Origin of the sequence: Pseudomonas sp. NBRC 111119 (genome assembly GCF_001320125.1) — a bacterium.
GTDB classification, from domain to species: Bacteria; Pseudomonadota; Gammaproteobacteria; order Pseudomonadales; family Pseudomonadaceae; genus Aquipseudomonas; species Aquipseudomonas parafulva.
Map to the genome: position 1 here is coordinate 35,486 of NZ_BCAV01000019.1, position 21,087 is coordinate 56,572.

The window sequence follows — 21,087 nt, forward strand, 5'->3', positions numbered from 1 at the left end:
TCAGTAAGCGGCATTCCACTTTGAACAGCTAGCGCTGCAGACCCTATCAGCCCGCGCAAACCAACGGTTCCTTCTTATGCGTAACACCATCCGAAACCGGCTGTTGACTGCAAGCCATTGCTCAGTTCTGTTTTTGTCTGCCGCGAGTATTAGCCTGTTATTCATCGTTGTCGCGCCCGCTAAAGCCGATGAACGAAAAGTTCAATTCAACCCCAACTTCATGCGCCAAACGCCAGGCCAGTCCAGCGACGCCAGCGTAGCCGCCCTGAGCACCCTGGCCACTCAAGCCACCCTGGCGCCAGGCCGCTACCGGGTTGAAGTGCTGGTCAACCTGGCCCCGGCGGGCAAGCATGAAATCGACTTCCGTGAGCGCGGCGACGGCAAGGGCCTGGAGCCCTGCCTCAGCGCCAGCCTGCTGCGCGAACTGGGTCTGCGTGAACAGGGCTTGGCCGAGCCACTGCCCAGCGACGAGCGCTGCGTCGACCTGCTCGCACGGGTGCCCGATGCCACCTTCGACTTGGACCCCGGCCAACTCCAGCTGGCGCTGTCCATCCCGCAGGTGGCCCTACGCCGCGATGTGGCCGGCAGCGTTGCACCCGAGCGCTGGGGCCTTTGTCAGCTACCAGGCCTCCGCGCAGCATTTCAGCGGCAACACCGGCACCTCCAACAGCAGCCAGGACCTGTACCTCAACGGCGGTATCAACCTGGGCGGCTGGCGCCTGCGCAGCAGCCAAAGCTGGCGCGACGACGGCGAAGGCCAGGACTGGGTTCATTTCAACACCTACGCCCAGCACGACCTGCCCGGCAAATGGGGCACGCTGACCCTGGGCGAAACCTTCAGCAACGGCGATGTGTTCCGCAGCCTGCCCATCAAAGGCGTACAGCTGGCCACCGACATGGGCATGCTGCCCGATGTGATGCAAAGTTACGCTCCGGTTATCCGCGGCGTGGCCCAAAGCCGGGCCAAGCTGGAGGTACTGCAGAACGGCTACCCAATCTACTCCACCTACGTTGCCGCCGGCCCGTACGAAATCAACGACCTGGGCATCGGCGGCAACAGCGGCGACCTGGAAATCGTCCTCACAGAGGCCGACGGCCAAGTGCGCCGTTTCATCCAGCCCTACTCCACCCTCAGCAACCTGCTGCGCGAAGGCGTGTGGCGCTACAACCTGGTGGCCGGGCGCTATGACGGCGCCGACGGCATCGACAACCCCGCACTGTGGCAAGCCACCCTGGCCCGTGGCGGCCAGTGGGGCACCACACTGTATGGCGGGCTGCTGGGCAGCGAGTACTACGATGCCGCCAACCTTGGCATCGCACGCGACTTCGGCACGCTTGGCGCAGTGTCGCTGGACGTGACCCAGGCCCGTACCGACCTGGGCGAGCAAGGCGGCCAGGTGCAGGGGCAGAGTTACTCTGTGCGCTACGGCAAGGCCTTCCAGACCGGCACCAGCCTGCGCTTCGCCGGCTACCGCTACTCCACCGAAGGCTATCGCGAGTTCGACGAAGCCGTGCAGCAGCGCAACGCCTCCAGCCGCTACCAGGGCAACCGCCGCAGCCGCCTGGAAAGCTCGATCTACCAGACGTTCGGCAACCGCAACTCACTGAGCCTTACCCTTTCCCAGGACGATTACTGGGGCACCAACCGCCAGCGGCGCCAGTACCAGTTCCAGTTCAATACCCAGTACCGCCGGGTCAGCATCAACCTGTACGCCTCGCAGTCGTTGAGCGACGACAGCGGCAGCGACCGTATCGTTGGCCTGGGGATCACCATCCCGCTGGACTGGGGCACATCAACCACTGCAAGTTTCGATGTGCAGGAAAGCAATGGCCGCTTCAGCGAACGCGCCACTTTGAACGGCGGTTCGCAGGACAACCGCCTGAGCTACCTGGCATCGCTGGCCAACGACGAACAGCAGCGCAAGACCGCCTCGGCTTCGATGAGCTACCAGACACAGAAGGTGAACCTGGGTGCCGGCTACACCGAAGCGGATGACTTCCGCAGCGTCTCGGTCAATGCCAGTGGCGCGGTCCTGGCGCATGCCGGCGGCATCGTGCTGGGGCAATACCTGGGCGAGACCACTGCGCTGGTGCACTTGCCGGACGTGCCCGGCGTTGGTGTCGACAACGTGCCCGGTGGCAGCACCGACAGCAGTGGCTACATCCTCGCCCCGCACATGCGCCCTTACCGGGTCAACCAGGTAACCCTGCAAACCGACCAACTTGGCCCGGATGTGGAAATCGAAAACGGTGCCGCCCAGGTTGTCCCACGCCGAGGCGCAGTCGCCCTGGCAACCTTCAAGGCTCGCCACGTCAGCCGCCTGATCCTGACCCTGCAACATGCCGACGGCCGCCCGCTGCCCTTCGGCACTCAGGTCAATGATCAACAGGGCAAGCACCTGGCGGTAGTGGGCCAGGCTGGCCAGGCGCTGATTGCGACAGATGCCCAGGCACAAACCCTGGAAGCGCGCTGGGGCGACCGCGCCGAACAGCGCTGCCTGTTGAAAATCGACCCGGCAACCATGCCGGAAGAGCAAGGCTACCACCTGCAGACCTTGCATTGCCCTACTCCATGACCTAGCCCGTGCGACGATGCCGCATGCTTGCAACAGGAACCGACCATGCCCCATTTTTCGCGTTATTTCATCGGCATCGCTGCTGCGGCGACGATGATGACACTGTCAAGCCAGGCCCATGCCCTGGGATGCCAATGGCCAACGACCACAGGCCCGCTGCAGTTCACGCACAACCTCGGCGGCATGAAGTGGGTGGCACGCGATGCACCCGTGGGTAGCAAGATCTACTCAGCCACTTCCACTGGTGTACTGGGCCCCGGCTTTGCCTTGAAGTGCGACAACGACGGGTCACTAAGCCTGACAGCCAACATGGGGACGCCATTACCTGTCGCCCCCGGCACCTTCCCCCCCGTCGACGGGAAGGATGTGACGGGCAAAGTGCTACAAACCACCATCCCGGGCGTAGGCCTGTATCTGGAGCTGGGCGGCTTCCTCAACGCATCATCCAGCAATTCGTTCCAGGCAAACGACGGCGGTATCGGCGCCGTTCCCTATGTGGGTGAAAACAGCAGGGACATGAGGCCCGCGTTCCTTCAAATGACCAATCTCACCATCAAGTACATGGCCTTGATCAAGACTGGCCCCATCCCGCCTGGCATAAGTTCGTTCAACCAAGAGGTCGTCAGGGGTGTTGTCAGCGATGTAGGGGATGCCGTAAGGCTGACCCTGGGCGGGCAAGTCCAGCAGGCCCAGTGCACTGTCAGGGCCGACGCAGTCAGTGCCAACCCGGTACAGCTTGGCACTCATGACATCGCCGACTTCACAGGCCAGGGCAGCAAAACCAACCCGGTTGATTTTTTCATCACCCTCAGCGACTGCGAGGACGACCCGGCCGGCAGCGTTGCACGCGCATTCATGCGCCTGGAAGGCGTAGACGGGTCAGTGCCGGTTGACCGGGACATAGGGCTGTTCACACTGACGACAGACTCGACCGCGAGCGGCATCGGCATTCAGGTACTGCGCAGCAACAATACCCCGCTGAAATTGGAGGAGTTCGTGGATATGGTGGCCCTTACCCCCGGCACCCTGCGCCTTGATCTTCGCGCACGGTATTACCAGACACAAGCAAAGGTTACGCCCGGCGAGGCCAAAGGCGCATTGAACTTCACCATCGAATACCGCTAACCGCCAATAGCCTGGCCATGGCCAGGCTATTTCGCAGGCAAAAAAAACGCACCAAAGGAATGTTAGGATTCCTTTGGTGCGTTTTGTATTGGAGCGGGAAACGAGACTCGAACTCGCGACCCCGACCTTGGCAAGGTCGTGCTCTACCAACTGAGCTATTCCCGCAATGTAAAGCGTGCTTCCGTCGGAGTGAAAGGCTGTACTACCCTGCACCACCGCTGTTACGTCATGAACGCCACAGTTTGAAAAACTGGAGCGGGAAACGAGACGTGTACTAGGACAGTAAGTCGTTGTTTCCCAAACACTTTCTTCGTTGGACTGGCCAGCGAAGACCTCAATTGTAGCCTTGTTTTTCGTCCTCGGCAACAAATTCGTCCAAAGAGTTCCACAGACGTCCAAAGAGCTGCACTCAGCACACCAGACCCACGATCGGTACATCGTCGTAGGCAACTGCCTCGAACTCATCATCCACGCCCGGTTGCCTGCCCCGCATCCATCACCGCGAAGACGATCAGGCAGATGGTTCTGGTGATGGCACAGGTCGGATGCCACCTAGTAACGCCTGCACCACAACTCACAGGCGCCCTTCTGGTCAAGCTCCTTTGAAAGAACGCGCACGCTGGCCACCGCGTTTCCGCACACGATTCTTTGTCGATATATCAGGATGACGGGGCAAGCATGACAGGTGCGGGTTTGCTGCGTCCGGCTGGACATTCGAGGCCGATTGCGGCCCCCTCACGCTTCCTGAGACCGCTGGCATATCAGGTCATACCTAGACGGTTTTGCAGAAACCGTAACTTCTCACGACCCTGATAGCGTGAGCGTCACTGTCGAGCCTACGTCCCGATGCTCGACCTTCTAATCGATGAATTTTTGCACATCGAGCACACGACGACTACCAGTTGCGCGAACTGGTGAGAAGTATTCAAACCACATGACGAAGAGGCCTTCGGTGCCCACTTCCTGCACAGACGACAGGCCGACCATGAGGTCGGTGACAAAGGAGTCGGTCATGTAGTTCTTCTCCTGGAAGGAGACGGAGCATGCACGAGAACAAGAATGATGCACCAACATCAAAGGTGTTCTATCGCCCGATCGAAGCGTCCATCCGCTGGGCCGGGCTGCTGCGATACGAGCAGGTGATCCTGGCTTCGATTTCGTCGCCAAGGCGCCTGCCGCAGTCGTTGGACTGCCCACGTTGTGCCGAGCTGCGGCTTTGCACTGAACGTATCTTCGACGGCATCCTCAATGGAGAACTGCCCTTCGGGCAGAACGGCATCACGACGCGCGATTCAACGCTGATCGACTCCCCTGATCTGACGGTGCGCCACGTCGATCTGAAGCGCTGGATGCGCCAACACTATCCCGAGCAGCGACCCGGCTTCCTCTTCTCCCGAAGCGAGCGCATCGCCCATCCCTTCATCTCGCTGGAAACTGGGCAGGCGATGCTAATCGAGCGCCTGGCCCTGAAGTCCACCTTGGACCAGTACAAACGCCAACTGCATGAGTTGCAGGAAAAGCACGGGGCGCTTCTCAAGCAGATGCCGCCCTCTGCTGGCGCACAGTGCCTGATCAGTGATCGTGCCGAAGCCACCTACCTGAACATTATCGGCAGCATGCTGGACCTGATGCTCGGTCAGTCGCCTTCGGGCGTGCCGTACTCCAGCTTCAAGACGCAGGAGGCGGTGGTCAGCGCATTGGTCGCACATCACAGCGGCGCCATGGGGATCGCGGAGCGGACGCTAAACGGCAAGTTCGCCACGGCCAGACGCCGGCTGCGTAGCGCGGCAGTCTGAGGTTTTCCACCTTGTATATGCAATCACGGAGATTGCATTTGCAATGTCTTTTCGCGTCCATGTCTATTGAATGGTGGTCACGCCAACAAACGCCACTGAGCGTTCAGGAGTGACCGCCATGTCGCAAACACCTGCACTGCCCGCAAGTGAACGCCGCATCCTGCGGCTTGATGAAGTCGAAACCAAGTCGGGCTTCAAACGCGCCCACATCTACAACCTGATGCGCAAAGGCCTGTTCCCGAAGGCGCTGCGCCTGGGCGTGCGCGCCGTCGGCTGGGACTCCATCGAGATCGATCAGTGGATCGCCGAGCGCGTCAACAACCGGGTCTGACCCGTTCTCCAGCGGACTTCCCATCCTCACACGGAGAACGCCATGCAGGTCGTATCCATCATTTCAACCAAAGGTGGCGTCGGCAAGACCACCACGGCCGCGAACCTCGGCGGCCTTGCCGCGGACGCGGGGCTGCGTGTACTGCTGCTCGACCTCGACGTGCAGCCCACCTTGTCCTCGTACTACGAGCTAGGCCACCGCGCACCTGGTGGCATCTACGAGTTGCTGGCCTTCAACGAGCGCGACCTCGGGCTGCTTGTGTCCCGCACGATCATCGAGGGCCTGGACTTGGTGCTCTCCAACGACCACCGAGGCGAGCTGAACACTTTGCTGTTGCACGCGCCGGATGGGCGCCTGCGGTTGCGCCATCTCTTGCCGGTCTTGGCGCCTCTCTATGACCTGGTGCTGATCGACACCCAAGGCGCGCGCTCGGTGCTGCTGGAGATGGCGGTGCTCGCCTCCAACCTCGCGCTGTCGCCCGTGACCCCGGAAATCCTCGCGGCGCGCGAGCTGCGGCGCGGCACCATGCAGTTGCTCGAAGACATTGCGCCGTACCGGCACCTGGGCATCGAGCCTCCACCTCTGCATCTGCTCATCAATCGCGTCCACCCAGTGTCCGCCAATGCTCGGCTGATCCAGCAGGCCCTGCGCGATCTTTTCCAGAACCACGCCGGCATCCGCGTGCTGGCCACCGATGTGCCGGCCATTGAGGCATATCCGCGTGCAGCTACGCGCGGATTGCCGGTGCATCGGGTCGAACACCGTCAGCCGCCGGGCAGAGTCGCCCCCGCCGCGCTCGACACCATGCGCGGCCTCGCAGACGAACTATTCCCGCAATGGCGGCACCGATTTGCCATGGTGTCCGGCCGTCCGCCACACCCTCTTGATGCTGGGAGGCCCCATGGCGAACGCACATGAGCTTGCCCGAGGCCACAAACGGCTTCGCGCCCTGATCGAGTTCGCGGTTGGCGAAGGTTGGCACGTCAAACGCACGCCTGGCGGCCACCTCAAGTTCACCAAACCTGGCTGCGCCGCGATCTACACCAGCTCGACAGCCAGCGACCACCGGGCGACCCTGAATGCCCGTGCGCAAATCCGCCGCGCTGAGCGCGAGGCCCGATGCCAAGCGCAGGGAGGCGGCCATGGCTGAGATCACCTCCCAGCAGATGGCCGGCAAGCTGCTCGCGGCCGGGTTCGAGCGCAGCGGCCCGTCAGCCTCGACCTTGAGCGACCCGATCGCCGACACACCCATGGTCGTGACCCTGGATCAGTTGCGCCCCTACGACCACGATCCCAGGAAAAAACGCAACCCGGCCTACGAGGAAATCAAGGCGTCCATCCGCGAGCGCGGTCTGGACGCGGCGCCGGCCATCACTCGCCGACCAGGTGAGGACCACTACATCATCCGCAACGGCGGAAATACGCGGCTGGCGATCCTGCGCGAACTATGGTCAGAGACCAAGGACGAACGGTTTTTCCGTATCTCGTGCCTGTTCCGGCCGTGGCCCAGCCGCGGCGAAGTCGTCATGCTGACCGGCCACCTGGCCGAGAACGAATTGCGCGGGGGCCTCACGTTCATCGAGCGCGCCCTCGGCGTCGAGAAGGCACGCGAGTTCTACGAGCAAGAAAGCGGCACTGCCTTGAGCCAGTCCGAGCTGGCCCGCCGCCTCGCCGCCGATGGCTTCCCGGTACAACAGTCGCACATCAGCCGCATGAACGACGCGGTGCAGTATCTCCTGCCCGCGATCCCCACCGTGCTCTATGGCGGTCTCGGTCGCCATCAGGTCGAACGCCTGTCGGTCATGCGCAAAGCCTGCATGCTCGCGTGGGAGCGCTACGCCAAGGGCCGCCCACTGGTTCAGGACTTCGACGAATTTTTCCAGGAAGTGCTGTCGCAATTCGACGTCCAGGCCGACGAGTTCTCCGCGCAGCGTGTACAGGACGAGCTGATCGGCCAGATGGCCGAGATGCTGGGTGTCGATTACGACGTGCTCGCCCTGGACATGACCGAATCCGAGAGCCGGCAGCGCGCCTTGGTCAGCGACCCAACGCCGCCCTCGACGCCGCCTGCGTTGCCGGAGCCGGGAACCATCGCGCGCCCACCTGCCAACACTGCGCCACCCATCGCAGGGACTGCATCCGCAGCGCCGCCTGCTGGCCGACCTGCGGCAACGCCCTCGACGCGCGAGAGCGACACGGATGCCAGCCAGGCAAGTCCGGCCAACCCTGCGGCGGGTGGCGATCTGCTTCGGGAGCACATCGTCTCGCCGGCACCGACGACCGAACGGCTCCAGTCCATTCAGCGCATGGTCGCCGACCAGTTGGGTGATGCGCTGCCGCCCGACTTCTCGGCGAGCGTCTTGCAGTCCATCCCTGTGCAGGCTGGTGGGCTCTATCCGATCTCCGATGTCTGGTACATCGATCCCGGCCTGGACACCGCCGAGCGCCTGCGCATCCACATCGCACAGTTCGCCCGCGAAATCGCGGGCGAGGCAGACCTGGACGAGTGCATTGATGACCGTGCAGAGGGTATCGGTTTCGTTTGCCGGGCCCGCACCCAAAGCTCGGCGCCGCTGGGCCGTGCCGTCCTCGCGTTGTTGGCGTGCCTGGCAGGTCAGCGGCCCGCCGACGTCGGCCTGCACGACGGGCAAATCGTCATCGAACTGCCGGCGCTGCTGCACGGTCAGGGTGATGCGGCCCAGCGATTGAGCGATACCTCGCTGGTCAAGCTGTTCCGGCTGCTGCGGCTGGCCCGGCGCCTGCTCGACCTTGAAGCCGGCGCTGCGGGCGTTGGAATGTGAGCGAGGGAGGCCAGCATGTCCGCACCACACCCACTCAACCAAGCCGTCATCGCCCAGGCCCTCTATGACCTGCGCAATGGGCAACTGCGCCGGTGCAAACTGATGGGGTTTGGCGAGGAAGAACTGGACGCCCTCAAGCATCCCGCGCTGATCAGCGTGCTCGCCAACGCTAACGTCTCCTGGTGCTCGGTGACGGTCAACCGCGAAGTGCTCCGGCGACTGCTCAAGCAGGCGCAGGACGTGGAGAAGGAAATCGCCACGGTCGATCGCATGCTCAGGCTGGGCGCGAGCACCGAGATGGTCAGTCGGTTCTATGGCCTGACCCACCAGGAGGTGGCGCTTCGCCGCGAAATCCTCGGCCTGCCGAAGCGCAAGGGCCGCCACCCCGTGTTGGACGAGAAACAGGACACGGAGCTGTGGCGGCAATGGAAGGCCGTGACCGGCAGCAGGAATGTCGATCTCGAAGACGAAACCTCCATCCTCGACGCCACCATGGACTTGGCCGAAGGCATGTCGCTGCCTCTGTCGGTGGTCTGGGCCTCGATCAAGAGCTGGGTCGATCAGGGATTGGGTTGAGCCATGGCCGTGGACGACACCACACCACACCGTGGCCCCGTCGCACTCGCGGACCTGTTCGACGCCGCCTTGAAAGACCTCGTGCCCAAGCCCAGTGCGCCAGCACCCATGCCTGCGCCGACGCCCGCCACGTCCGGCGATGCCTTCCTCTTCAGCGGCAACCGGCATGAGACCGTGCCGCGGCGACTGTTCCTCGACCGTCGCCTGACGCCGCTGGAGCGCAACGCCTGGCAGGTGTTCCGGCTGATGCTCAACGACGATGGCGTGACAGCCTTCCCGACGTATGAGCAGCTTCGACCCTGGCTGGCGTCGATGCCCTGCGCCGGACAGGCCTCGCATGAAACCGTGGCCCGAGCGTTGACGCTGTTGCGCCTCACCCGATGGTTGAGCCTGGTGCGGCGACGGCGTGACCCCAAGACCGGCCGCATCCTCGGCAACCTCTATGTTCTGCACGACGAACCGCTGACGCCCTTCGAGGCCATGCAGCTCGACGCCGACTACCTGGCACTGGTCAGCCAGTCCCTTGGCCATTCGGCCAAGGCCGTCCAGATGGTCGGCCTGAACACCCTCAAGGAGATCGCAGAAGATCCGCTGCTCTCCGGGCGCACACTGCCGTCGCGGCTGCAGGTCCTGGCAGAACGCCTCGCCAGCCAAGGCATCACGGCCGCCGAGAGTTATCCACAGGAGGATGCCGCCCACGAATCCGAAGAAGGAACATCGAGCCTTCTTCGGAATGCGGATGACCCGTCTTCGGAATCCGAAGCAGGGGCGAAACCCGCGCCAGACGCCTCTCTTCGGAATCCGAAGCAGGCCCGTACAGTACGTAGTAGTCGTATTAATGAAGTACGTACTACCGCGCAGGCGCGCGCGCTGGGCGATCTGCAATGGCCCAAGCGCTTCACGGAACTGAAGGCAGAGCAGCAGACAGGTGCCAGGGTGGCATTGCAGCAGGTCGATGCCGCGCTGAGACAGGCCGTGCTGGACGAATGGGCCACACGATGCAGCAATCATGGCATCCGCAATCCTGCGGGGTATCTGTTCGGCATCATCCAGCGCGCCATCCATGGCGAGTTCAATGCCTGGGCCAAGAAAGACGCGCCATCGACATCCGTCCCGCCAAACGAGCGGCCACCACCAGCACCAGCACCGCCACCTCAGCCGCAGGGTAAGCCAGTGCCACCGGAAGTCGCCAAGCAGCACATCGAGCGGCTACGCAATCTGCTCGCCAGTAAGTGAGTCGGCATGCAAGGTGGTGAAAGTAGATGCCCATGGCCGCCAGTAGAGCTATCCCCTGGGGATAGTTCCGCTGCTGGGCACAACTCCAAGCTGTCGCAGGCCTGGGATCGACATCTGCCACAGCATCGGTGTTGTCCCCCTGATCCCGACGTGCAGCGTTCGTTGGCGCTCCATGGAGCTATCCCCTGGGGATAGCTCACGCCGCATGCAACCGCCACGCCCTAAACCGGGGCCGGCCGGAATTCGGATTCTTGACTGACTGCCTTCCGCTTCCTGCCGAAGCTGGCCGCTCCTTTTCCAACAACGAGCGGACACCATGGCAACCAATGAACCTCTGCAACTGAATCTCGGCTCCCTGCGCAGTGCGATGTCGCTGACCCTGCACACCCACCACGCTTCCCGCATCTGGCACGGCCGCGCCGCCGCCGAGGGGCGACCGGGCATCGTCGGCCTGAACGGCTACATCGCCCAGATGAACAAGATGCGGCGGGGCTCGGAGCAGGACGACCCGTACAGCGACTTCTGGATGCTGCGCATCGAGGAAAAGCTCGACCAGACCAAGGCCACACTGCAATCGCTGCGCGAACAGGTGGACCACGCGCTGGCGAGCGTGCCGCCAGCGCTTAGTCTGGGCGAAAACCTCAACGTGCAGCCGGTCAAGCTGCCGCTCTTCGTCAATGCGCAGCTCGGCTTTGCCGCGGTCTATCTTCTGGCCGACTACGACGACATCGCCCGCAAGCTGATCCTCGCCCATCACACCGCGCTCATTGACCGCAGCACCTTGGAACGCTGGCTCAACGAGGGCGCACATTCACTGCGCAGCCTGTTCTCGCTGGCCCAGCAGTACCGCTATTCGGGCTGCACACGCGATGATTTCGCGTCGAAGAATGCCGCAGCGCGGGCCGCGCTGGAGAAGTATGGCGAACTGCCGCAGGACGTGCTGGAAGGCACTCGCCGCTCGAAGTTTGCTCCGCCCATCGTGCGCCGTGGCCTGCAACAGCGCAGCGACGGTCCTGCCGAAGCACCTCCGCCCGGCGATGAAGCCACCACCGCAGAGCCGCCCGAAGCCGCAGCCGACGAGGACGAGCCGGCATGAGCGATCCGAACCAACCGACCCGCTACTTCCGAGGACTGCAACAGGGTGCCTTCATGCGGCTGGAACACGCGGCCTCTCTAAAAGGCCTTTTAAAGCCTTTTAAGGGTAAAGGGGACTTCGAGGCCTGGGCCAGCCAGTGCTTCGCCATGCGCGACGAGTTGATTGCCCTGGCGCAGCGACAGGTGCTGGAGCAGGCATGCGGGCACCCCTTCCACCTGCTGCCCATCGAACTGGCCCAACAAACCACTGGCGCAGGAACCGTCTTCTTGCGCTGGCGCAAGCACGACAGGTCGGCCATGGGTGTGGCGCTGTGGCGTGAGCTGATCGCTAGCAGCAGCACACCCGTCAACCTGCTGGCCGACCTGCACGCGATCGAGCTGCAGCGCATCACGTTGAACATGCAAATCAGCCTGCTGCACACCTTGGGCAGGCAGGCGCAGGAATGCGCCAGCAAGGCGGCCGAGGCGGACGACGCCTACCTGCGCCGGCACACGTCCGTTCCTGCCGCAATGCGCGATCGGTGATTGCGCCGTGCATCCAACACGCTCCCGGCGCCGACGAGGCACGGGTATTTCAACCACCACGGAGATCACACCATGAGCACGCATTTTTCCGGCGAAGGCAACATCGGTTCGCCACCGGAGTACCGCGAATTCCCCAACGGCAACGACGAACCCAGCCGCCTGCTACGCCTGAACGTCTATTTCGACAACCCTGTGCCGAAGAAGGATGGCACGTTCGAGGACCGGGGCGGCTTCTGGGCGCCGGTGGAAATCTGGCACCGCGACGCCGAGCACTGGAAGGATCTGTACCAGAAAGGCATGCGCGTGCTGGTCGTCGGCCGCATGGAGCGCGAACCCTGGACGGATAACGAGGATCAGCCGCGCGAGACCTGGCAGATCAACGCGCGCAGCGTCGGCATCCTGCCGTTCCGCATCGAATCCGTGACCCTCAGCCCGAAGCCGCAGGAGGCAGAGCCCAAGCCCCAGGCCGCGCAGGAACCGGCTGCGCCGAAAGAATCCAAGCGCAGGAAGTGAACCGGCATGGAGGGCGGTCGCACGTCTTCTCCGTCCTCCATGCGCTCGCGAGCTATCCCCAGGGGATAGCTCCACCAACGTCCACCGACTTCCACGCGCTCCCGCAAATCGCGGCTTCCGGTCCGCACACCTGCGGCCACGCGCCACCCCGCCCAAGCCATTCCATTCCGTGAAAGCGGTCGCCGCCGCATGCGGCTTGTTTGCTGCTGCCCTAGGTGGCGCTCGGCATCCTCGATTCCAGCAACTCCATTAACAAAACGGGAATCGGGATGGACGGACATGCGGCTGTTCTTGTGCGAGAAGCCCTCCCAGGGCAAAGACATTGGCCGGATTCTCGGTGCCACGCAGCGCGGTGAAGGCTGCCTCAACGGTTCCGGCGTCACCGTCACCTGGTGCATCGGCCATCTCGTGGAAGCCGCAGCGCCCGAAGCCTACGACGAGCAGTTGAAGCGCTGGTCCATCGAGCAGTTGCCCATCATTCCCCAGCATTGGCGGGTCGAGGTCAAACCGAAAACCGCCACGCAGTTCAAGGTCGTCAAGGCGCTTCTGGCGAAGGCGACCCAGCTTGTCATCGCTACCGATGCCGACCGCGAGGGCGAGTTGATCGCGCGCGAGATCATCGACCTGTGCGGCTACCGCGGCCCCATCGAGCGGCTGTGGCTGTCGGCGCTCAACGACGCATCCATTCGTGCCGCACTCGGCAGGCTCCGGCCATCGGCCGAGACCTTGCCGATGTACTACTCGGCGCTGGCGCGCTCTCGGGCGGACTGGCTCGTCGGCATGAATCTCAGCCGGTTGTTCACGGTGCTGGGGCGGCAGGCCGGCTACGACGGCGTGCTGTCGGTCGGTCGCGTCCAGACCCCGACGCTCAAACTGGTCGTGGACCGGGATCGCGAGATCGCAGCCTTCGTGTCCGTGCCGTACTGGGCCATCGACGTGTCCCTGTCCGCTGGCAGCCAGGCTTTCACCGCGCAGTGGGTTCCCCCGAAAGCATGCACCGACGACGCCGGCCGCTGCCTGCAGCAGCCCATCGCGCAGCACGCCGCGCAGCAGATCCGCGCCGCGGACAGCGCCCAGGTGGTGGCGGTCGAAACCGAGCGCGTGCGGGAAGGCCCGCCGCTGCCGTTCGACCTGGGGACCTTGCAGGAGGTGTGTTCCAGGCAGCTTGGGCTCGATGTGCAGGAGACCTTGGACATTGCTCAGGCCCTATACGAGACGCACAAGGCCACGACGTACCCGCGCTCCGATTCGGGCTACCTGCCCGAAAGCATGTTCGCCGAGGTGCCAACGGTCCTCGACAGCCTGGTCAAGACCGATCCCTTGCTGCGACCGATCATGGACCAGCTCGACCGCACTCAACGCTCACGCGCCTGGAACGACGCGAAGGTGTCTGCTCACCACGGCATCATCCCGACGCTCGAACCGGCGAACCTCTCGATCATGAGTGAGAAGGAACTGGCAGTGTATCGGCTGATCCGGGCGCATTACCTGGCGCAATTCCTTCCTCACCACGAGTTCGACCGCACTGTGGCGAACCTCTCCTGCGGCCAGCAGACGCTGGCGGCCACCGGCAAGCAGGTCGTCGTAAAGGGTTGGCGCCTGGTGCTGGCCGAACCGCAATCCGAGGAGGATGGTGACCCCGCGGCGCGCAGCCAGGTACTGCCCGCGCTGCGCGAGGGCCTGGCATGTCAGGTGGCCGACGTCGATCTGAAGGCGCTCAAGACGCTGCCCCCTCGGCCCTATACGCAGGGCGAGTTGGTCAAGTCCATGAAGGGCGTCGCCAAACTGGTCTCGGACCCGCGCCTGAAACAGAAGCTCAAGGATACGGTCGGCATCGGCACCGAAGCGACGCGGGCCAACATCATCAGTGGCCTGCTGACGCGGGGCTACCTCATGAAGAAGGGCCGCGCCATCCGCGCCTCGGATGCGGCCTTCACCCTGATCGACGCGGTGCCCACAGCGATTGCCGACCCAGGGGCAACCGCCGTCTGGGAACAGGCGCTGGACATGATCGAAGCTGGACAGCTCACGCTGGACGTATTCATCGGCAAGCAGGCTGCATGGATCTCACAGTTGATCGCGCAGTACGGCAGCACGTCCCTGTCCATCAAGGTTCCCCACGGACCGCCTTGCCCACAGTGCGGCGCACCGACGCGCCAGCGCACCGGCAAGAGCGGCCCATTCTGGTCGTGCAGTCGCTACCCCGACTGCAAAGGCACGCTGCCGATCGAATCCGGCACGTCCAAGCGTGGTGCCTCGCGCCCGCGCCGTAGCGGCCGCAAAGGCTCCTGACCGACCCCGTTCCCCGTGAGCCGTGCCCGCCATCGGCGGCGCGGCCTGTGTTCCGCACGCCCTGCGGGACGCCCAGCGCGCAACGCCTTCTTGTCCGTGTGCGCGTCCCGCTTGGTCATCCCCGGCCGCGGGACCTGAAGGTAGCTTCTCCGCGAACCGCCTCCTGCGCGTTCTGCTGATCTGCATTTCTCCCGCCTCTGCGAAGGGTCCCCCGGTGGCTTGCCAAGCTGCGCGAGCCACCCGGAGACCCTTCGTGGTCAGCGGTATTCGGTGCCGGTGCCCGCCGGCGCAAAAACGGGCTCCCTTTGTGCGCGGATGTGCGCCAGACGATGCCGGCGCGAACCACGACATGCGCCGGGTGTGATTGCTGATGAGCAGACGGTTCTAGCGACGACCGGGCCTGCACCAGCCCACGGGTGGTTCTGTCCTCCCGAGCCGAAGGCCGCAGGGCCTTCGGCGCCTTTCTCCTGCCTATCAACGTCCCGGCCCGCCCCGGGCCACACGAACAGGAGACCCGACATGAACCCGCAACCTTGCACCCTTCGCGGTGCACCCCAGGCCGCGCCACTGCTGTACGGCAGCGTATGCAGCGGCATCGAGGCCGTGAGCCTCGCATGGCAACCCCTCGGCCTCAAAGCCGCGTGGTTCTCCGAGATTGAGCCGTTCCCGAGCGCCGTGCTCGCCCACCGTTACCCCCATGTGCCCAACCTGGGCGACATGACCGCGATCGCCCGTCAGGTGCGCGCCGGCACCGTGCCGGCGCCCGACATCCTGGTCGGCGGCACGCCGTGCCAGTCGTTCAGCGTTGCCGGCGCGCGCCAGGGGCTGAACGACCCGCGCGGCGCCTTGACCCTTGCCTATGTGGAGCTTGCAAATGCCATCGACCAAACCCGCCACCAAGACCGCCGCCCGCCGGCAACGCTCGTCTGGGAAAACGTCCCCGGCGTCCTCAACGACCGCAGCAATGCCTTCGGGCATTTCCTGGGAGCACTGGCCGGAGAAAGCCGTGCGCTCCAGCCGCCAGGGGAAAAATGGGCGCACGCTGGTTGTGTGTCTGGACCCCGCCGCCGCATCGCCTGGCGCGTGCTCGACGCTCAATATTTCGGTGTCGCCCAACGCCGCAAGCGCGTGTTTCTTGTGGCATGTGGTGGTGATGACCTCGATCCCTCCGAAGTACTTTTTGAGCGCACAGGCCTGCGCGGGGATTCTTCTGCGGGCCGCGCGCCGTGGCAAGAAGCTGCCCGCGCTGCTGGACCGGGTGCTGCAGCAGCAGGCGGATACGCAGGATTCGCTGGACTGAACCAGCCCTACGGCAAGGTCACGATGACGTTCGGATTCAGCGGCGGCATTGGCCCCGTCGATGTTGCGGCATGCCTGATGGCCGCGGGTCCCAAGCACGACATCCGCACCGAGACGTTCATGGTGCAGTCCATCGCCGGCAGCATCGCCCACACCCTCGACACCGCCAACAACGGCAAGGGCAGCAGCGAGGACGGTACGGGAAAGGGCGTGCCGATCATCGCCTTCACCGCCCAGGGCAGCGGCGCGGACGCCACGATCGACCTGACGCCGACGCTGCGTGCCGGCGGGCATCGCAACAGCCATGCGAACGCAGGCGTCGTGCCCGCCATCGCCTTCGCGCAGAACAACCGCGGCGAAGTGCGCTTCGAGTCGGGCCATGGACAGGTGTCTTGCACCGTCCTATCCAACGGCAAGCCGGGCTACGGTGTGCCGATGGTGGCCTGCGTTGCCCTGCGGGGACGGACGCAGGGTCTTGCCGCCGAACTGGGCGGAAGCGTTGCGGCGGCGTTGCGTACCAGCGGCGGCGGCGCAGACAAGCCCCATGTCCTGGCCCCCGACTTCGAGGCACATTTCCGCTACGACTGGAATGAATCCGGTGCAGCGGACTGGTCGCAATGGCGGGTGCGGCGGCTGATGCCCATGGAGTGCGAGCGGCTGCAGGGCATGCCCGACGACTACACGCTGATCCCGTATCGCGGCAAGCCTGCCGCAGACGCTCCGCGCTACAAGGCGATTGGCAACTCCATGGCCGTCCCGTGCATGGCTTGGCTGGGCAACCGGCTGGTGCAGTGCCTGCACAAGACGGACTCGACCGCTTCGGATTGATCGACGACGCAGCCTGCCGGCCGCGCCATTCTCCCCCTGCATTGCCGATGTATCGGCAGCAGCCCGCAGCCAGGGTGTCAAGGCTGCCGTGGGTTCCGCCCACGCCACCCACCAGTTCGCTTCGGCATCTCACCGGCGAACGCTGCCCACCGGGGCATCGATGCCTCCTTTCTCCAACCCACGGGATGGTCGCCACGTCCCGTCAGGGGCATGTCGCCACCCGGTCGATTTCAGGACTTCCCATGGACACCATCACCAAGCAAGACCGCATCACGCTGAAGAACCTCAAGGTCGCCGACTTCGCCAGCGAGGAAACGCTGTGCTTCACCGCGACCATCGTGTTCGACGGCACTCCCATCGCCGAGGCCCGCAACGACGGGCATGGCGGCTCGACATTCCTCCGCGCGCTCAATGGCAAGACGACGCTGCTGGCTGAGGCCGAAGCCTTCGCTAAAGGCCTGCCGCCTGCGCCGCTCGATCTCGGCCAGGAGGGTGAGGACCCTCATTACATCGACATGACGCTCGACTTCCTGGTCGATGAGCTGGCCGATGCCATGCATGCGGAGCGCAAGGTGCGAGCCGCGTTCAACCGCGACATCGGCAACAAGGTGCTGTTCATCAAGGACGGCAAACTGCTGTTCATCAAGGGCATCAAGCTCAAGGCCATCGCCGACCGCAAGACGTACTTCGCTTCGCTGCGCGCCCGACAGGCCCAGCCCATCGTCATCCTCGCCGAGCTTCCGCCCGAGCAGGCATTCGATCTGTGGAAGCAGCATGTTCTGGGCGACAAGCCCGACTGACCCAGCGCCACCGCCCCCTCCTGACAGCCCCGCACTCGATGCGGGGCTTTTCTTTTCTCTGCGCCCATAAATCGGGGCTGGGCCGGATGCCGTTTTCCAACTGACGCAGCACGGCCCTCGCAGGAAGCTGCCCGCATGTTCGCTGATTCGTCAGCACATGCCAGCAGCCAGGGTTCCAGGCTGCCGCGGGTCTCTCCCGCGTCACCCACCAGTCCGCATCGCATCAATTCTGCGGACGCGCGTCCCCGTGACGCCGATGCTTTTTTTCAACCGCGTGCGGGAGCTGCCATCCCGTAAGGGACAAGGCCCCGCTTTTCCAAGGAGCCCGTCCATGTCCCAGCAAGCCTCTTTCGGCCAGTTGGCCCTGACCTACTGCGGCAAGTTCCTGCCGCTCGAAGTCCTGCAAAGCGCCGCCGGCCACTACATCGGCACGCGCGATACCGAAGGTCCCGTTTCGCGGGAATCCCGCGAGTACTTCCGCAGCTACGCCGCGGCTCAACGCGCCCTCGAAAGAGGCGGCTGGTCCCAGCTCGCCATTCCCTGATCCAACTGGAGAAATCACGTCATGAACCAGCTACTGCCGCGGGAAGTCGTCGATCAGATCATGCGGGAAGATCAGCATTTCGCTGCCGCGCCCCAAGCCTTCTTCGAGGCCTGGAAGCGCGGTGTCGAGATTGCTGGTCCCGAGTGGTTCGGCGACGGCACCCGTGAAGGCCTGAACCAGGCCAACACCAAGTGGGATTTGCGTCCCGACATGCTGCGGCTCAACGATGCCCTCGGCGTCCTGAGCAGCGGCGAACGCATGTTCCTGTCCGCCATGGTCAGCTTCTACAACGCGCGCGAGGGCGGTGCCATGCTCAAGCGCTGCCGCTTCCACGGGCTGTCGGACTTCGACGGTCTCGATCTGGAACGCCGCAAGGTCATCGCCGACCTGCTGGTGAACTACAGCGGTTGGTGAGCCGGTCTCCGGCACGCCACTGTCCTCTCGATCCCCCCGTGAGGGACATGCGCCCATAAGGCCATGTCCCTCAATTTTTCTTCCCCATCGCCCGACGCCAACGGCCTTGGGCTATTCCCTGCGGATGCCATCGTCCGCATGGGCTGGCTCCGCTCTTCTCGAAAGGAGCCAGCATGGCAAACAACTACTACGAAGGCACGGGCGTTCTCCTGCTCAACCGCGTTACTCCCGTCATCAAGGCACTGTTCGGTGCTTTCGCGCTCGACGAAAACCATCCAGGCAATGGGCAGGCCTACATCGCCCAGATCGCCGAAACCAATGATCCACGCTGGACAGATGTGCTGGACGGTCTGGAAAACCTGGCCACACAACTCGACATCCCCATGCCCGACGACGAAGAGTTGTCGATTCCGCCTCTGCTTGAACGGCTGGCCGCGCACTTCGGTGCTGACCAGGACGAGGAGCTGGAGAACCTGATCGAGCACCACCAATTCGAGGACAGCGCCGACCTGGAAGCCCTGCTTCTGATCGCCACCCGCTTCGATGACGGCCATAACCTGACCGCCATCCAGTTTGAGGGCTGCTGGTATTGCAGCAAGCCAAGGCTATTCGAGTTCGGCGGCAACGGCTGTTACCTGAGCCGCGAGGTCCAGGTCTTCAGAACGTCCTCGCAGGCGCTTCAACTCGGCGATCAACTGCGCAACACCATCCTGGCCGCCGACATCGAAGAGGCCTCAGCGTTGATCGCGCTGGAGGCCGCCAACCTGCTTGCCGGCATCACCGATGAGCAATTTCGCCTAAATGTGCGCCATCGCATCGCCGAACGGCTGTCTCAGACGCCAACGATCAGCGCCGACTGACGCATTTTCCACTTTCAACCCACCGGGTCCAATTCCCGGTGGCGGGGATTGGCCCCATTATTCAAATCTGGAGAGTTCCCATGTCCCAGAAACCCAATCCCTTTCTCCGCGGCTACTGGAATCTGAAAATCGTCCGCACGCTGTGCATCGGCTACGACGACGGAAGCCCGCATGTCTGGCGAATCATCCACGCGAGTCAAAAGCACTTTTCCGACGAGGAACTGATTTCATCCTCGTGCATCATCACCAGCGATTTCGCCGTGGTCAGGAATGGTCCCGAACCCGTGAGTGCCGAGGTGCTGGCCGAATGCGATACCGCAGAAGGTGTCAGCGGCGAAGGTGTAATCGGTGCCGTGGTCTATGCCATCCATGGCGACGACTTCGACGGTCGCCCCATCCACGTCGGCGACGCCTATTCGGCAGAGGCAGCGCGGGAAGTCGTACAGCGCCTGAGTTTCGAGACCGGCTACTACAGCCGGTGCTGGGAAATCAGCAGCGCACACATCAGCCAAGAAGCCGGCCAATACCTCGCCAACCTGGCAGACCTCGCTACGCCGGAGGCATTCCTGTTCATCGCGTTCCGGGTTCCGTACAGCCCGGCGATCGGCATCAAGCTGATCTCCACCCCCTGGACGGACAAGAACCTGGACCACGCCGAGGGCATCAGTGCGGAGCAGCTTCGCCAGGAGCACCGAAGCAAGGGTATGCCGGATGACCTGGCGAACGTCATTGAACTGGCTGGCCAGGCCGATGTGCGCTTCCTGATTCTCGACGCCGACGCACCCGTGCTGTTGGGCCTGCCGTTGGCCGAATCCTAGCAGCCGCTCGACGCAACATCCTTCCTCTTTGTTCTCCCCCATACCGGCCCGTCTCCCTCCCGGAGCCGGGCTGGTCCATTTTCATAGGAGCAACCTCATGTTCCCCGACCTCATCTCGCGCACGCCAGACTTCGAGCACCAGCTCGGCGCCTGCGTCAATGCCATGGGCCAGGACGACGCCATCGGCCAGATCCTGGTATTCGAGCGCATGAGCGGTACGCTGCACATGCGCCATATCGCCAGCGCCGATCTGGTGGACACCGACATTGACGACTACGAAATGGTCGTCTTCGACGGTGGCAACACCAGCGGCGATACATGGAAGCATGTCTTCTTCCCACGTCAGCGCGAGCACTACTTCGTGTACGAAGCCTGACCCAACCAAGCCCCTTTTCGAGGGGCTTTTTCTTGTCCGCAGCGCAGGAAAGCGGGTGCGACGCTGTGCGATTTCTTGCAGGCAGTCCGCCCATTCCAGAGCCATCCTTGCTCCATGTTCGTCGGCGTTGCCGACACATGCCCTGGCAGCCGAGACCTTCAAGGCTGCAAGTGCGGGAAACCGTGCTGGTCGTTTCTTCCTATGGACGTACCCCGTCCGTTCACGCCACCCACAAGGGACCTCTCCCTTGCGGGCGGGGAATCCCTTGTTCTTCCTCAAGGA

Annotated in this window: 21 protein-coding genes, 1 tRNA gene and 1 pseudogene; 21 read left to right on the forward strand and 2 right to left on the reverse strand. The window is 63.8% G+C overall.

All coding sequences use genetic code 11. The annotated features are described in order from the left end of the window. Positions 1-220: 220 nt before the first annotated feature. The 3 genes and pseudogenes from APH25_RS25890 to APH25_RS07605 all read left to right on the forward strand — a co-directional run. A pseudogene (locus APH25_RS25890) lies at positions 221-547 on the forward strand (FimD/PapC N-terminal domain-containing protein); the annotation flags it as partial. 43 nt (positions 548-590) lie between these two features. Further along, positions 591-2,576: a fimbria/pilus outer membrane usher protein gene (locus tag APH25_RS07600; protein ID WP_256217493.1), complete on the forward strand. Its 1,986-nt coding sequence runs from the start codon at positions 591-593 to the stop codon at positions 2,574-2,576. Positions 2,577-2,621: 45 nt separating this feature from the next. Continuing rightward, a complete protein-coding gene (locus APH25_RS07605; RefSeq protein WP_060481548.1) occupies positions 2,622-3,701 on the forward strand; it encodes a fimbrial protein in 1,080 nt (359 codons plus the stop codon). An 89-nt stretch (positions 3,702-3,790) separates the two neighbouring features. On the opposite strand, the gene APH25_RS07610 is transcribed toward APH25_RS07605, so the two are convergent. Both APH25_RS07610 and APH25_RS25645 read right to left on the reverse strand, forming a co-directional pair. Further along, positions 3,791-3,866 (reverse strand) — tRNA-Gly (locus APH25_RS07610). Positions 3,867-4,559: 693 nt separating this feature from the next. After that, positions 4,560-4,715 (reverse strand): hypothetical protein, encoded by a 156-nt coding sequence (locus APH25_RS25645; protein ID WP_162836353.1) that lies wholly within the window; start codon positions 4,713-4,715, stop codon positions 4,560-4,562. A 29-nt stretch (positions 4,716-4,744) separates the two neighbouring features. Here APH25_RS25645 and APH25_RS07615 point away from each other — a divergent pair, with 29 nt between their 5' ends. The 18 genes from APH25_RS07615 (at position 4,745) to APH25_RS07700 (ending at position 20,805) form a co-directional block, all read left to right on the forward strand. Beyond that, positions 4,745-5,497: a hypothetical protein gene (locus APH25_RS07615; RefSeq protein WP_034006773.1), complete on the forward strand. Its 753-nt coding sequence runs from the start codon at positions 4,745-4,747 to the stop codon at positions 5,495-5,497. Positions 5,498-5,615: 118 nt separating this feature from the next. Further along, entirely contained in the window at positions 5,616-5,828 is a 213-nt protein-coding gene (locus APH25_RS07620) for an AlpA family transcriptional regulator (protein WP_023103939.1), read from the forward strand. Positions 5,829-5,870: 42 nt separating this feature from the next. After that, a complete protein-coding gene (locus APH25_RS07625; RefSeq protein WP_034006775.1) occupies positions 5,871-6,746 on the forward strand; it encodes a ParA family protein in 876 nt (291 codons plus the stop codon). Continuing rightward, complete coding sequence (locus APH25_RS07630) at positions 6,730-6,978, forward strand: hypothetical protein (RefSeq protein WP_034006778.1); 249 nt, start codon at positions 6,730-6,732, stop codon at positions 6,976-6,978. Before APH25_RS07625 ends, APH25_RS07630 begins: the two co-directional genes overlap by 17 nt. Beyond that, the gene (locus APH25_RS07635) at positions 6,971-8,629 is read left to right on the forward strand and encodes a ParB family protein (protein ID WP_034006780.1); all 1,659 of its coding nucleotides are present in this window, start codon (positions 6,971-6,973) and stop codon (positions 8,627-8,629) included. Before APH25_RS07630 ends, APH25_RS07635 begins: the two co-directional genes overlap by 8 nt. A 15-nt stretch (positions 8,630-8,644) precedes the next feature. Then, positions 8,645-9,205: a DUF2857 domain-containing protein gene (locus APH25_RS07640; protein WP_023093474.1), complete on the forward strand. Its 561-nt coding sequence runs from the start codon at positions 8,645-8,647 to the stop codon at positions 9,203-9,205. A gap of 3 nt (positions 9,206-9,208) precedes the next feature. Further along, positions 9,209-10,441: an STY4528 family pathogenicity island replication protein gene (locus tag APH25_RS07645; RefSeq protein WP_034006782.1), complete on the forward strand. Its 1,233-nt coding sequence runs from the start codon at positions 9,209-9,211 to the stop codon at positions 10,439-10,441. 316 nt (positions 10,442-10,757) lie between these two features. Next, positions 10,758-11,537, forward strand: a complete 780-nt coding sequence (locus APH25_RS07650) for a PFL_4669 family integrating conjugative element protein (protein WP_034006783.1) — start codon at positions 10,758-10,760, stop codon at positions 11,535-11,537. Further along, positions 11,534-12,061: a DUF3158 family protein gene (locus APH25_RS07655; protein ID WP_034006785.1), complete on the forward strand. Its 528-nt coding sequence runs from the start codon at positions 11,534-11,536 to the stop codon at positions 12,059-12,061. The genes APH25_RS07650 and APH25_RS07655 overlap by 4 nt, the downstream gene beginning before the upstream one ends. 72 nt (positions 12,062-12,133) lie before the next feature. Further along, a complete protein-coding gene (locus APH25_RS07660) occupies positions 12,134-12,574 on the forward strand; it encodes a single-stranded DNA-binding protein (protein WP_033894836.1) in 441 nt (146 codons plus the stop codon). A 279-nt stretch (positions 12,575-12,853) separates the two neighbouring features. Next, positions 12,854-14,866: a DNA topoisomerase III gene (locus APH25_RS07665; RefSeq protein ID WP_060481549.1), complete on the forward strand. Its 2,013-nt coding sequence runs from the start codon at positions 12,854-12,856 to the stop codon at positions 14,864-14,866. Between the two features lie 519 nt (positions 14,867-15,385). Then, on the forward strand, positions 15,386-16,993 hold the full coding sequence (locus APH25_RS07670) for a DNA cytosine methyltransferase (protein ID WP_034006789.1): 1,608 nt from the start codon (positions 15,386-15,388) through the stop codon (positions 16,991-16,993). 242 nt (positions 16,994-17,235) lie between these two features. Continuing rightward, the gene (locus tag APH25_RS07675; RefSeq protein ID WP_034006790.1) at positions 17,236-17,793 is read left to right on the forward strand and encodes a hypothetical protein; all 558 of its coding nucleotides are present in this window, start codon (positions 17,236-17,238) and stop codon (positions 17,791-17,793) included. A gap of 331 nt (positions 17,794-18,124) precedes the next feature. Continuing rightward, positions 18,125-18,337 carry a hypothetical protein gene (locus APH25_RS07680; RefSeq protein WP_003290186.1) on the forward strand — a complete coding sequence of 71 codons (213 nt, stop codon included), beginning with the start codon at positions 18,125-18,127 and terminating at the stop codon, positions 18,335-18,337. A gap of 21 nt (positions 18,338-18,358) precedes the next feature. Next, positions 18,359-18,751 carry a hypothetical protein gene (locus APH25_RS07685; RefSeq protein WP_034006793.1) on the forward strand — a complete coding sequence of 131 codons (393 nt, stop codon included), beginning with the start codon at positions 18,359-18,361 and terminating at the stop codon, positions 18,749-18,751. Between the two features lie 173 nt (positions 18,752-18,924). Then, on the forward strand, positions 18,925-19,611 hold the full coding sequence (locus APH25_RS07690) for a hypothetical protein (RefSeq protein WP_034006795.1): 687 nt from the start codon (positions 18,925-18,927) through the stop codon (positions 19,609-19,611). Between the two features lie 80 nt (positions 19,612-19,691). Continuing rightward, positions 19,692-20,429 (forward strand): hypothetical protein, encoded by a 738-nt coding sequence (locus tag APH25_RS07695; RefSeq protein WP_034006798.1) that lies wholly within the window; start codon positions 19,692-19,694, stop codon positions 20,427-20,429. 97 nt (positions 20,430-20,526) lie between these two features. Next, positions 20,527-20,805 (forward strand): hypothetical protein, encoded by a 279-nt coding sequence (locus tag APH25_RS07700; protein WP_009459701.1) that lies wholly within the window; start codon positions 20,527-20,529, stop codon positions 20,803-20,805. Positions 20,806-21,087: the final 282 nt, after the last annotated feature.

Bases quoted from the DNA above. Each gene is read 5' to 3' on its own strand.
- APH25_RS07640 (WP_023093474.1), top strand. From the start codon at position 8,645: ATGTCCGCACCACACCCACTCAACCAAGCCGTCATCGCCCAGGCCCTC.
- APH25_RS07625 (WP_034006775.1), top strand. From the start codon at position 5,871: ATGCAGGTCGTATCCATCATTTCAACCAAAGGTGGCGTCGGCAAGACC.
- APH25_RS07670 (WP_034006789.1), top strand. From the start codon at position 15,386: ATGAACCCGCAACCTTGCACCCTTCGCGGTGCACCCCAGGCCGCGCCA.
- APH25_RS07655 (WP_034006785.1), top strand. From the start codon at position 11,534: ATGAGCGATCCGAACCAACCGACCCGCTACTTCCGAGGACTGCAACAG.
- APH25_RS25645 (WP_162836353.1), bottom strand. From the start codon at position 4,715: ATGACCGACTCCTTTGTCACCGACCTCATGGTCGGCCTGTCGTCTGTG.
- APH25_RS07635 (WP_034006780.1), top strand. From the start codon at position 6,971: ATGGCTGAGATCACCTCCCAGCAGATGGCCGGCAAGCTGCTCGCGGCC.
- APH25_RS07660 (WP_033894836.1), top strand. From the start codon at position 12,134: ATGAGCACGCATTTTTCCGGCGAAGGCAACATCGGTTCGCCACCGGAG.
- APH25_RS07665 (WP_060481549.1), top strand. From the start codon at position 12,854: ATGCGGCTGTTCTTGTGCGAGAAGCCCTCCCAGGGCAAAGACATTGGC.
- APH25_RS07630 (WP_034006778.1), top strand. From the start codon at position 6,730: ATGGCGAACGCACATGAGCTTGCCCGAGGCCACAAACGGCTTCGCGCC.
- APH25_RS07615 (WP_034006773.1), top strand. From the start codon at position 4,745: ATGCACGAGAACAAGAATGATGCACCAACATCAAAGGTGTTCTATCGC.
- APH25_RS07675 (WP_034006790.1), top strand. From the start codon at position 17,236: ATGGACACCATCACCAAGCAAGACCGCATCACGCTGAAGAACCTCAAG.
- APH25_RS07680 (WP_003290186.1), top strand. From the start codon at position 18,125: ATGTCCCAGCAAGCCTCTTTCGGCCAGTTGGCCCTGACCTACTGCGGC.
- APH25_RS07695 (WP_034006798.1), top strand. From the start codon at position 19,692: ATGTCCCAGAAACCCAATCCCTTTCTCCGCGGCTACTGGAATCTGAAA.
- APH25_RS07700 (WP_009459701.1), top strand. From the start codon at position 20,527: ATGTTCCCCGACCTCATCTCGCGCACGCCAGACTTCGAGCACCAGCTC.
- APH25_RS07605 (WP_060481548.1), top strand. From the start codon at position 2,622: ATGCCCCATTTTTCGCGTTATTTCATCGGCATCGCTGCTGCGGCGACG.
- APH25_RS07685 (WP_034006793.1), top strand. From the start codon at position 18,359: ATGAACCAGCTACTGCCGCGGGAAGTCGTCGATCAGATCATGCGGGAA.
- APH25_RS07645 (WP_034006782.1), top strand. From the start codon at position 9,209: ATGGCCGTGGACGACACCACACCACACCGTGGCCCCGTCGCACTCGCG.
- APH25_RS07650 (WP_034006783.1), top strand. From the start codon at position 10,758: ATGGCAACCAATGAACCTCTGCAACTGAATCTCGGCTCCCTGCGCAGT.
- APH25_RS07620 (WP_023103939.1), top strand. From the start codon at position 5,616: ATGTCGCAAACACCTGCACTGCCCGCAAGTGAACGCCGCATCCTGCGG.
- APH25_RS07690 (WP_034006795.1), top strand. From the start codon at position 18,925: ATGGCAAACAACTACTACGAAGGCACGGGCGTTCTCCTGCTCAACCGC.